The sequence below is a fragment of the Pseudomonas sp. GW821-FHT03C07 genome (assembly GCF_059420925.1).
Genome location: NZ_JBWKUQ010000012.1, coordinates 92,176 through 104,564, shown reverse-complemented (window position 1 = coordinate 104,564; position 12,389 = coordinate 92,176). Strand labels below are relative to the sequence as shown.

General features: G+C 62.9%; 4 protein-coding genes. 2 read left to right on the top strand and 2 right to left on the bottom strand.

All coding sequences use genetic code 11. The annotated features are described in order from the left end of the window. Window positions 1-76: 76 nt before the first annotated feature. Complete coding sequence (locus AC07VG_RS21990; protein WP_495001160.1) at window positions 77-595, top strand: acyloxyacyl hydrolase; 519 nt, start codon at window positions 77-79, stop codon at window positions 593-595. A gap of 18 nt (window positions 596-613) precedes the next feature. Here AC07VG_RS21990 and AC07VG_RS21985 read toward each other — a convergent pair whose 3' ends face one another. Continuing rightward, entirely contained in the window at window positions 614-6,835 is a 6,222-nt protein-coding gene (locus AC07VG_RS21985; protein ID WP_495021872.1) for a TcdA/TcdB pore-forming domain-containing protein, read from the bottom strand. Window positions 6,836-7,112: 277 nt separating this feature from the next. Here AC07VG_RS21985 and AC07VG_RS21980 point away from each other — a divergent pair, with 277 nt between their 5' ends. Continuing rightward, window positions 7,113-11,987 (top strand): dermonecrotic toxin domain-containing protein, encoded by a 4,875-nt coding sequence (locus AC07VG_RS21980; protein WP_495021871.1) that lies wholly within the window; start codon window positions 7,113-7,115, stop codon window positions 11,985-11,987. A gap of 29 nt (window positions 11,988-12,016) precedes the next feature. Here AC07VG_RS21980 and AC07VG_RS21975 read toward each other — a convergent pair whose 3' ends face one another. Further along, window positions 12,017-12,322: a YkgJ family cysteine cluster protein gene (locus AC07VG_RS21975; protein ID WP_495001242.1), complete on the bottom strand. Its 306-nt coding sequence runs from the start codon at window positions 12,320-12,322 to the stop codon at window positions 12,017-12,019. Window positions 12,323-12,389 lie beyond the last annotated feature (67 nt).

Here is a 12,389-nt window from a genome sequence, read left to right as displayed (position 1 = left end):
TATGCCTCACGTCAGGTTTCTGTTGCGGGGGGCTGTTGAGCCGTACCTGAAGTGCATTGGACATAGGAAGTTTCTTATGAAACGACTGTTCTGCTTGGCTGCGATTGCGGCCGCTACCTTGGGGTATGGCGCCATGGCGCCAGCCGCCGGCGTCGAGTTCTCGATTGGCCAGACCAGCGATTCGACCCGCAGCTATCGCTTGGGCCTGCAATCGGACTGGGAGAAAAGCTGGCTGCAAAGCGATGTGGGGCGCCTGACCGGTTACTGGAACGGTGCCTACACCTACTGGGAAGGTGACAAGAGTTCGGGCAATCACAGCCTGTCGTTCTCACCGGTGTTCGTCTACGAGTTTTCCGGGGCATCGATCAAGCCGTATATCGAGGCGGGGATCGGCGTCGCCCTGTTTGCCCACACCGAAGTGGAAGGCAACAAGCTGGGCTCGGCCTTCCTCTTCGAGGACCGCGTGGGCTTCGGCCTGCGCTTCGCCGGCGGGCATGAAGTCGGGATCCGTGCGACCCACTACTCCAACGCGGGTCTGCGCACGCCTAACGAAGGCATCGAAAGCTACGCGCTGCACTATACGATGCCGTTGTAACGGAGCATTTGCCGCGGGTCAGCCACCTTCGCTTTGGCGTTTGAGGCTGGCCAGGGCAGCAAACACGTCCTCGTTATCGATGGCGCTGCGGTCGATCTGGAGCAGGCTCCAGTCGCCGTTGTCGCCGAGCTTTTCCAGCGCCTCGTCCGTTCCCGTGTAGCCCCAGAGCGCGCTGTGGTTACTGGCGCGGTTGCGGCGCGGGAAGTGTTCCTGCAGTGCCTGGCGGGTGCTATCCCCAGCCGCCAGCTGTTGCACACCGGCCTTGAGTTCACTGATGCCACTGAACTCGGCCAAGGCCGGCTGTGGCTCCGGCACATACAACAGCAGCAGTCCCTGATGGGGGTCGCCGAGTATCAGCACGTCGTCGGAGGGGTAGCCGTTGATGTTCAACCGATGCACCGGCACCTGGCGGGCCCCCTGGGTCGAGCGGTCGCGTTCGTGGTTGGGCAGCAATTGCACCATCATCGAGTATGCGGTCTCGGAGTAACCGTTGTGCAGATGTGCGCGCCGGACCTGCAGGCGGTATTGCGCGCGCAAAAAATCGCCATAGAGCTTCTCGTTGTCGGGCAGGCCATTGGCGGGGTGGGCACTCCAGAAGCCTGCCGAGCGCCCGCCGAATTTCCGGTACTGGGTGTTCAGATGGGCCGTTATCGTCGCCAGTGTGGCCGCGGCTTCCTGGACCTTCTCGCGCTGCGCGCTGGGGGCGATGATCAGCGTTTCGGGCGGCACCGGGATCTGGTACAGCGCCTCGCCGTGATCTTCCCCGTCCACGGGAATGGCCATGAAGGTGCCGTCGGTGGGGCGATAGTAAATGCCGCGGCCCGGATAGCCGGATACCCACAGGTCTTCGAGATGCACCGGCGATCCCAGTCGTTGCTGGCCCTGCAGCGTTTGCAGGCGCTGCACCAGCGTGCCGACATTCTCGTAGTCCCGCGCGCTCAGTGTCACCAGTGTCTGTCGGCCGCCAGCGAGGTCCAACCGGTAGGCCTCGTCGGCCTTGTTGACGACATACACCGTGTTTTGGTCCTGGACTTGCAGCACAACGTCGCCCACCGTCAGGTGCTCGGCCTCGAACCCGATATCGTCCGGGCGACTCAGGTTGTCGGTGTGCAGCACCCAGGTGGAGGGCGGGGATGTGGTGCAACTGGACAGATGAACCCGCGGGCCGTCGCTCAGATACAGGTCATATTGGCTGCCCTGGCCTTCGATGTCATAGCTCAGATACCCGGCGCCCTCGCCGGGATCGTCCATGACCAGCGCCGGCGCCTTCTGCCCCAGGCTGATCCGGATGCGCGTGAGGTGGTAGTGCGGCTGCAGTTTTTCCACGATCTTCTCGAACAGCGTCACCCATTCGGCTTCGATGAACTTGCCCCGGGTCTTTTGTTCCAGCGCCTTGAACAGCTGCAATTCAGCGTCATTGCGCTGGGTGGCGCCGACCAGCCAGCCATATTGTGGCCGGTAGGTATGCTCGGGCGTGGCCGGCAGATGGAGGGCGCGGATGCTGTTTGAAACGGGCAGCGGCAGCTGCGTGGGCAGCTCCAGGAGCCGACCGACATCGATCGCCTCACGCTCGTCGAGGATCACTCGCGGATCGCCTGAACGGGAATTGTCGACGCTGTAGATCTTCGGGCTGCCCAGATAGACCTGACCGTTACGCTGATCCAGATGGCGCACCACTACCGGGCCGCTTGTGCGCAGCCCATGGGTTTCAGGATTCTCGACGTAACCGCTGCGGTAGGCCTCGATCTCCTGGGCGAATTGCTCCCCTGTGGCGAGGACCTGATGGGCCTTGGCAAAGAACCCCGAGACCAGGCTGCTGGCGCCCAGGCCCAGGCCGGCCAGCGGTATCGACAGCGGCCCGAGGACCTCGGCGCCCTCGGCAAAGCCGGCCAGGACCGTGCCCAGCGCCACGCTATCGAGCCCCACGTTGCTGCCGTAGAGGGCCTTGTCCTCGGCGCTCTCGGCATGGGCGAGCAGATAGCTGTCGACCCCCAGGCTGGCCAGGACCAGCAAAGTATTGCCGGCGGCCAGCAGTCCACGCAGGGTGAGCGTCTTGCCGCCCAGGCGGATACCGCGACCGGCCTTGTCCAGCAGGCTGAGGGTTTCGCTGCCCAGGTGGCCGGCATCCTTCAGACCGAGGTAAATCGCCTTGACCAGTAGGCTCGCATCGGTCGCGACCCCCACGACCACCAGAGCCAATTGGGTATAGAACTGCACCTGGACGGCACTGGCCAGTTGCGCCGACAGGGAAAAGCGCTTGCCGCTATTGAGCAGCAACAAGGCGAAGCCGCTATTCAGGCTGTGCAGCCCATCGAGTTGCGCCAGGCTGTGGATCACTTCGTGGTGAGTCACGCCCGGGCGCGGTTGCAACTGACCGTTGTGGAGCTCGAAGTGCTGCTGGAGCGTGCTTAGGGTATTGCGGATGCGTGTCGAGAGTTGGGCCAATGGGCTGGCTTTCTCCAGCGTCAGGCGCCGGCGTGGCGCGCCGATGAGCTCCAGCGTGTAGCCTCCGCCGATGGGCTCCAGGGTGCGCAGGTCGGGAACCCGCTCGGACAGTGGTGCACTGGCCGCGAGTTGTTGCCACTCCTGTTGCGCCGCCTGGCCAAGGTCGGCGAATGCGTCGCGTTGTCTCCGCGATTGCTCGGCGATGGCGGGATAGGGGTGGCGTACATCGCCGCCCAGGCCGGGGACGTCGATGAGTATCCACGAGCCGTCGCTGCGCCTCGCCACTTCATAGGTCGGGCTCATGAGGCCATGGATGGGATGGACGATCTGGAACTTGCCGGCGATGCGGCGGACCTCGTAGTAGCGGCCGGCCTGGAGGATGTACGTCCTGCCATCGGTCGCATAATACAGGCCTTGCTCATCCGGCCCTGGCAATGCCTGTTCCGACCAGTTGACCGCATAGCCCCTCAGGCCGGCCGGCTGCGACTGCGCCACGCTGGTCGAGGGCCCGGCGCCTGCGGTCGTGATCGGCAGCTCTGCGCTCAGCGCCCTTTCCAGCTGGCGCAGGCTGCTGAGCGTGCGCGGATTGGCCAGCACCTGACGAATCCTGGCCTCGTCATGGGTCGCACTGCTCAGTTGCCTCCACATATTGGCGGCCACTCGGCCCGAGCGTTGCCTGAGCAGGCTGAATAGCCGGGGCGTATCGAGCAGCAGCCTGAGTCGGGCATTCGCCAGCGGCGCCGAGTGGAACCGGTCCGGGCTCCATAAGGCGAAGCCGGGGTCGAAGGGGGAAAGCATCGATCTGATGTCGTGGAGCTCCATATGATCGGCCAGTTCCCGCAGTGGTTGTCGATAGTCGAGGAGTCGGCCGAGCACATCGTCAGTCAGTGACTTCAGCCAGTCGGCGTTGCCCAGCAGGTTGATCGGCGCGATGCCGGCATCCGCGCAGCGGGCGATCAAGCGCAGCCTGTTCGTCGAGGTTTGCGGGTCTCGCAGCAAGTGGGCGATTTGATTGATATTGAGTCCCGCACCCAGGGGAGGGGTCAAGGCGGGTGAACTGAAAATGATATCCAGCCGTTCAAGCAGCGCCGGGAAACGGCCGAGCACGGCCCTCAGCAAGTCACGCCGGGCGGTAATCGAATTCCCCGGATACAGGGTTGCATACTGGCGTAGCTGTGTGGCTGTGGCCCCGTACTCCAGCGTGAGATGGCGGATGTTGTGATCAAAAATGTAGCTGTGTTCAACCAGGAATTCGATGTCTGGCGCAGGTGAGGGGCGGACCAGCAGGGTTTCGAACAATGCTTTCCTGTCGGGTGCGTCGCTCGACAGGAACAAGCTTGGACGCGGGTGGGCGTCAATGTGAGCATCGATGATCCGGCGTATTTCGGCAGGCAGCGCGCGCAGTTGATAGTCCTCGCGGACGGCATTGAATGCGGCATCGACCGCGTCCCTGAGGCTCGCCGAATGGGACGGCAAGGTCGCCTCCAGGTAACGGATGGCCGGCAGGAAGAGACCGTGGGGATTGGGCTCGCCCTTGAGGATTGCGAGCAGCTCTCGATAGACCTCATCGCCCAGCCAGACGCCCAGTTCCATGCAGCGTTCAAGTGCGCGGGTATAAAGAGGCAGATACGCCGAGCTCACCAGGCGCGCGATCCGCGGATTGTGTTCGATCTGATCGGCGGCGGCATTGCGCAGTCTTTCTATGTTGAACGCGCCGCTCTCATGGCCGCGGTTCAGCGACAGGGCCACGGCATGGAAGAAGCTGTCATCTCCGGCGGGAACGTCCAACCGTCCGCCATTGAGCCTGACGCTGTAATGATCAGGAGCGGACCGGTACAGCACGACATCGTGACGGGTGGTAAAAATATCCGGATTCACCCGGTATCCATAGCTGTCTTCATTGAGTCCGTAACGGACCGACCAGCCAGGTCCCAGTTGGCTGTTGTCAATAATCACCAGGCTGCAGCCCGCTGGCCAGTCAGGCAGGCTGGTCATGATCGGCGGCACGATGTTCATCACCTGGGGGTTCCACGACCCCAGGCGAACCAGGCCGGCGATTGCCGACCGCCGTCGCGACGAGGAGGGCTGTGTCGGCGCGCCACCCAGTAATCGCAGGCGCCCGGCTATTGCCGGTGCCTCGGGTTGCGTGGCGTCGATGCTGATCTTGCGCCAAATGGAGTGACTGTTCGGCTGCGGTACTGTGTCGATTTGCCCGCTTGCCTGTATTTCGTAGAGGTGCTGCTGCACGTTGCCTGGCATGGGCAGCAGTTGGAAGTGAGCAGCGTTTTCGGGTGTCGGCAACGGTACTGCGGGGTTCTCCGATGTTGCCAGTCGCGCGCTAAAGTAGTCGGTCCACGCGGGTTCCGGGAAGCGTTGGCCCAGGTCGTGGAGCTGGTTCAGTGCTACCCAGTCGTGGCTGTCAGGTGCGTCCGGGGTATACAGCAGTACGCCAGGATCGCTCGGATCCGCGCTGCTGATCGCGAGTACGCCACCACTGATGATAGGGGTCGCGCTCTGCGGCGCTTGGGTGGGCGCCCGCCAGCCCAGGGCATTGGCGATAATGGCGTAGGCGCCGAGGGTGGGGCGGGTGTCGGGGTCCGGATAGTCGAGCACCACCTCGATCCATTGTCGCTGGCGGGCGTCGATGCGACCGTGGAACGTGGCTTCCAGGGCCGCCAGTTGCATGGCGGCGGCATTGGCGAATTGCCAGGTGTTACGTAGCGCCTGTTCCCGCTCCGCGCTCGCGACAGTGCTCGCCGCCTTCAGTGCCAAGTGGCTTGCCCGCACTTGCCAGGACGCCGCCTGATAGCATTTCCAGTCCTCGATGCTGCCCCCCTTGAAGCGCTGTTGCCAGGTGCGGTAGTGCAGCAGTTGCGCCCGCCGATTCAGGCGAGTGCCGATATCCAGGATGTCGCGCAGGTCCGCGGCGGCCTTGATGCGTTCCAGCAGGTCCGCCGGCGTGTCCGCCTCGTGCTCGGCAAAGGCCTCGCGCACCCGCTCTTGCTGGGCATTGCGCAATGCCTGTACCTGTCGCTCGAAGACGCTTTCGTGCTTGTCACCGTTCGCGCTGAAACGCTGGGCGATTTTTTCTCCGAGTCGCGCTTGCAGCGTTGTGTGCAAAAGCTTGAGCGAGTCAAAGGACTCGAGACCGTCCTCCAGGCTGTACAGCACGACCCGGCCCAGCTCACTGTGGATCTCGACCGCGGTCTTGCCCTTGAAATGTCTTGGGTCGGGGTCGCTACCCGGCAAAGCGGCACCGTCGCTGCCGGTGATCACGAATGCCCCGGGCCACGGTGGATTGTCCGAGGTGTTTGCGTCCTGGCGGAGAATATCGTACACCCCGGGCCGCCGGACCTTGGGCAGTACCGGCAATGACTCCTCGCGTTGTGCCCGGGTGGAATGGTTGAGCACCTGGTCAATCAGTTGTCGGTCGTCAGCGCAGAGCGTCCCATCGGCGCTGCGCAGCTGCGCCTCGCTGTCGAGTTGGGTTTTCAGGATCTGCGCGAGCCATTGCCCGGCGGGCTGACCGGCGGTGACGCCATTGGACTGGCTCCAGAACTGTTGCAATTGTGCCAGGTAACTCGGCTGTTGCTGGCGTATCTGCTCAAGCGTGGCTGTCGCCTGCGTTTCACCCGTGGTGAGAAGCGGCTCGGGCAGTTCGTTGAACAGGGCCGCCACTTGCGCATTGGCGGTATTGAGCGAGAGCAGCAGTCGCGTCTGGATGGGCGTGCTGTCGGTCGCGCAGGAGGGTGAAATACAGGGCGGAGGGGAGGAAACGGGAGAGGGGGTGTTCATGGGTCAGTGGTCTCGGGGTCCGGGGGGGCAACTGTCGAGCTGCCCGCTGCTTGTGACGCGTTGGTCGCAAGTGTGGATTGAGCCGGTTCACTGGATATATGGGATGCGTCCCTGACTCGGAGCTGAAATCGCCCCGATTCGGCCCCGCGTTTGGAGCTATAGCCGGATACCGCATGGACTGGGTGTGTCAGGCGCCTACTTCCCTTGTACCTGTGCGGTGCCAGGCATGGCCGCTTGAATCCAAGCCTGTCGGATCTGTTTGAAGGGAATAGTCGGTATGAATGATGCTGTCACACTGCCGGGCGTGTCGCTTGAGCACGAAATCGAGGCGGCCAAGGCGCTTTTCGCCCATCCGCCGACTTTGCGGGAAGTGGCCTTGTCGGCCATCCAGGGGTATTTTTTCAGCCGCTGGGACCCGCGGCGCAATGCCTCGCATCTGTATGTCGGCAAACTGCAATGGTTGGAGCGCGATGGAAAAAGGTTCTCGGGTGGCTATCAATACCGTGCGGTCATTGACCTGGTGCTCGAGCATTTTACGACCGGGGTCGCGCCGGTCTTTACCGCCGAGCATGTGCTGGAGATCAGGCTCGAGAGTTTGCCCGGCGACCGGTTCGTGGTTGAGGCCGCGGCAATCCAGGCGACGCTCGGGTCGTGGGGAGATATCCTGCTGCAACTCTATCAACAGGCATTGGTCGACTACTGGAACGCGGAGGATGAGCAAGGCTACAGCCGCTTTTATCGTCTTGGCAGGATACTGGGGCGGATGTTGTCCGCCGGTCGTGAACAGCATCGTGCCTTTCTGTCGATCGATCTGGAACGGCCCGAGCAGCAACTGGCCCTCTATGGCATACAGGCGGTGAGCAAGGACCTCTGGGGGGGCGCCTATCCTGAAGCCTTGCCCGTGCTGGTGGCCCGCCGCAAGGAGCGGGGTATCGAGCAGAGCCCGCTGGTGCTCAGCCTGGCCAAAGGCCTCTTCAGGGCCGGTACCACGAATCTCGGACAACTGGTGCCCTTGTTCATGAGTGCCCGGGCCAACGGTCGGAATATCGAGTACCGCGAGCATCTGCTCTGGCAGCAGGGCGACCCGGATATGCAGTTGGAGCAGGCCCTCGCCAGCCTTGCCGAAAGCCTGCTGGAAAACCAGCTTCAGGAGATTTCCCTGATCGGGCTCGATACCGAGTGGACACTCGAGGACTACCAGCGCCGGCTCGATGCGATTACCCGTCCCGATGACTGGTTTTTTACGCCGGTGCGGGCAGAGCCCCATAGGGTGGTCGAGTTGCCCGAAGCGCTGGCGGCGCTCAGGGATGGTTTGCCGCATTGGTTGCTGGGTGCATCGAGCGAAGACATCAGCGCCTACCGCTCCCTGCTGGAAAAACTCGCCGATGTGCAACAAACCTCGGGTGGCAAGGCATTTCTCGATGATGTGGGGGATCTGCCGACGTTCGCGGTCAAGGCGCTGCGCAAGAAGATGGGCGAGGACCATCCACCCGCTGCCGATATCGCCAACCCTGATGATATTCGCCTGGAACTCGACAAGGTCGTCGCGGTGGCCGTCGCCGGGGGCGCGGGCGGGGCGCTGGGGACGGTGGAAAAGGTGCGGATGAGCCTGACGGATTTTGCCCTGGAGAATCTCGGCGGCTTTCGGCATGCGAAGATGAAGATCGGTATTCGCCACTGTGGCGTGGACAGGCCGGTTCCCGAATGGCTGACCCCGGACTATGTCAAGGGGCTGGTGACGGCCGTGGACATCGGCAAAACCTACCTGGATACACTGCGGGCCAAGCTTATCGACGACGCCGACGAGGCCCTGCGTCGGGAAAAACTCTTCACCGAGCAACTGCGGGTGCAATTGCCCATGGCGGCGCTGGAGCTGAAGATTCGCGGTGAAGCGAATTTCGACGAATCGGGATACCGCACTGTCGAGGCGGTATTGCAGGCCGAAGCGCAGAAGCGCCAGGTGAATGGCCAGGAGATCGTCCTGCGCCCCCTGGCTTTCAAGGCCGAATCCGATGCGACAGCGGATGTCGTGGCGTCGATGTTCATTATCGGTCCGAGGGACACTGGCCACGGTCCGTTCATTCTCTATCGTCCCCTGCTCGCCAAGGCCGGTCCGCAGGCGTCGGCTTTCCAGCAGTTCCAGTCGGCCCCGGACAAGAATTTTTGTCCTCACGACAATGACGCCCGTCCCACGCCTGCCGTCGAGCCGCTGCTGCAATACCCGACGCTACCGGCCCTGTTCGAGGCGCTCAAGCAACCCGGTGCATTGCAGGACAGCGTCCTGACCTGGTTGAGCGATCAGGCCCGGCGCACCTACGCCAATGGCGGCTTTGTCGAGCCCCATCTGCGGCGCTCGTTCGAGGACGATTTTGCCGCGCTGTTGCCGGTGGCGCCGGCCACGCTCGATGACGCGGAGGTCCCGGGCGACTATCCGCATCACCTGTTCGGCTCGCTGGCCAGGACCCTGATCGCCCTGGCGGACCGGCAATCGGTGTCCAATGCCGAATTGCGCTGGAATACCTTGAAGGAGGGCGGCTGGCAACTGTTCAACGTGGTGCTGATGTTTATCCGCGGCCCGGCGGCGGTGGCCGGCTGGATTTTCGCCGTGGTCGCCAGTGTCGATGCCGACTTTCGGCGGCTGCAGGAAAAGGACCCCGGGGCCAAGGCCAGTGCCTGGGCCGATATACTGGTCAATATTGCTTTTATTCTCGGGCATCACTTGACCCGCCGCCAGGCGCACACCGAGACACCGCAGCAGATCCCGGTGGATGAGGGCCGGCGCGCGCCGATCCGGGCGACAGTCAGCGAAGGGCCGGACCGGCCGCTGCCGATGAAACTGGACAACCCCGTGGCGCCAGGCATGGCCGCCTCGCGTCCGACGCTCAGTTCGTTCACCTTGAAGATTCACCCGTATCCCTGGCCCGAGCCGGAGACCCTGGGCGAGGTCATTGCATCCGGCGATCTGAAGGGGCTGATCCGATTGAAGGAATCAAACCGGCTGGCGGCCTACTTCGGAGGATGGCTGTTTGCTGTGAAGGCGGATACCGAAGGCAATGTGCAGGTGGTCTCTGCGGACGGTCTGCGTGATGGGTTCTATCTGAAAAGCGATGGTGCGGGAACCTGGACACCGGACCTGAAGCTGCGTCTGCGCGGCGGATCGGGGCGTCAGGGAAACATCGGGAAAAGAAGAGCCGCCCTGCTTGAGCAAAAACGTCGGGAGCAGGAGCAGAGGGACTCGGTCCGTGAGCGCTTCATGGAGGGGTGGGAACTGCGCGTTACGGAGCAGCGGCAACATGCACGCGCGTTGTTTCCCGAGCGGGAGATGCTGGTGAGGATGGACGACAATCCCGACCGCTATACCGCCCAGCAGTGGTTCGCCCGCATGGATCGGATCGGCGACCTGGGAAAAGCCTTGATCGACGGTTACGAGCAACAGCTCAACGAGCTGCGGATGAACGAGACGTTATTCCTGCGGGGGTACAAGGGGAAACTCTTTGACACCTTGCATCAGTTCGTCATGTCGATGCAGATTGCCCTGGATGCGATAAGGATTATCGAGCATCGTTGCGTGCGGATCATTGGGCGTCTGCCCTATCAGGACGAATCGGGCCGGGTCTTGCTGGAAACGCAACGGCTGGAGCTACGGGAAAACCGCGCCGCGGACCTGTTTATCGACTGGTCGGAGCGAGAGAAACAGGCGTTCAGCGAACTGGGCAATCATCGCAACCAGAATTTGACGGATTATCAGGCCATTCGCGAGATCAGGGACAGGAAGAGCAATGTGCCTGGACTGAAAGCCGTCAGGGCGTGTCGGCTCGCGCTGTATTGCTTCAGGGAACTGGATCCGCAGCAGCTCGAGAGCGATATCTGGACGAAACTCGACGACCTGCGTAGTGCCTTGGCCTCCCAGTCCATTCTCGATGAGCGATCTACCTCGCCCCTGTCCGCCGAGGCGGACATGGCGGTGCTCAACACCTGTGTGAGTCAATATAACGAAGCGTTGGCCATGGTCGAGTACAAGACCGGGTTCTTGCCGCCAGGTCACCGTCTGGTCTGGGGCGATCTGTTTGTCCAGCGTCTGGTGGAGTTGCAGCAAGAGGCCGAGCGCAGCCTGGTCGAGCGCATTGAGGCGCAGGCCCCCCTGCAAGACGAGCCTGAGCTACCCTCGGAGCCCGCCGGCAAGACCCGGAAAATTATCCGTACCCGTCGTAAGAAAAACTATATCGGTTATGTTCGAGACAGGCCTCAGGATGGCCATGAGGTGGTCGAGTTGATGGATCCCCAGACCGGTCAACCGATCGACTCCTTTGTTGAAGAAGAAGATGGCTACTGGCAGCCGTTGCCCAAGCCGGCTGCCGCCTCCTTGCCCAGACCCCAGCCGCAGCCGGGCCTCAGGCGCCTGGTGCTGATGGCCGAGAGCCAGATCCGTCAGGCCGGCCGGGAGATCGAGATCGCCCGGCAGCAGGTCCCGGTCACCAAAGACCCGATCTATCTGCAGGATGTGCTCGAAGTACGGGCGCGGGCGCTGGAGGCGCTGGCCGGGCAAATCGACCGTGCGCTGGCCGAGGCGAACAGTTCGGTGGCGCAAAGCGAAGTCTCCGCCGGCCAGGTTCATGCCTCGGAACTGCGTCTCCAGGCCGGGACGCTCAGGCATGAGGGATTGCTGGCGCGAATCGCCGTGACCAAGTCGAGTGCGCCGGACACCGAACGCTTGCTGTTTCTCAAGGAGCACAACGAGGTCGAGATTTTTCGCAACGGGCCGCGCACCAAACTCGGCAAAAGCGATTTTCTCCAGGAATATGTGGTGCGTGACAAGGCGACCGGCAAGAACATCTGGGTAGCGCATTTCCACTATCCGGATAAAGTCACTCCGGAGGAGTTGTTCGTGATACGCGGCGCCTTGGACAAGGACGGCAAGCCACAATCCCATGGCGCCCATCTGAAACGCTGGGACGAGCGTTTCCTCGGGGTCAAGGCGCAGGCCCGGGCCGAGCAGGAGCGCTTTGAACGCATCCGCCAGGGGCAACCGGGGCGAGCGTTGGAGGTGTTCCGGATCTGGCGCAGCGAGATCAGCCTGGTCATGGCGCGCCAGCTGTTTTTCAATGCCCCGGAACGGGAAGTGGTGGTGCGTGAGCAACTGCGCCAGCTTTAGGTCTACCGGGGGCGGCCCCGCGCTTGGCGCTATCGATAGGCCGTGGCGATCCCGCGGCGTTCTTCCAGGCAGTCCGCCGAGCCGGTTTCGAATTCCCGGCAGATCAGTGGGCGTTTCTCGTAGATGGTGCAGCGCATGCTGTCGCGATCCAGCGCCGCGCACCAGCCATCGTCCAGGCGCAACATCACCTCGCCGCCCCAATCGTCGATGTCGATAAAACGTTCGGGAACACCGGTATCGGTGATCAACAGGACCTCCAGCCGGCAGCAGCAGGCCGCGCAGGTGGAGCAGCTGATCGCCGGTGTGGCGAGGTCGGTCAGGGGGATCATGGTCATGGCGCCAGTGTATGTCACTGCCATGGCCCTGTATGCCGGAACAGACCGCCTCCCGATAGCTGGATAC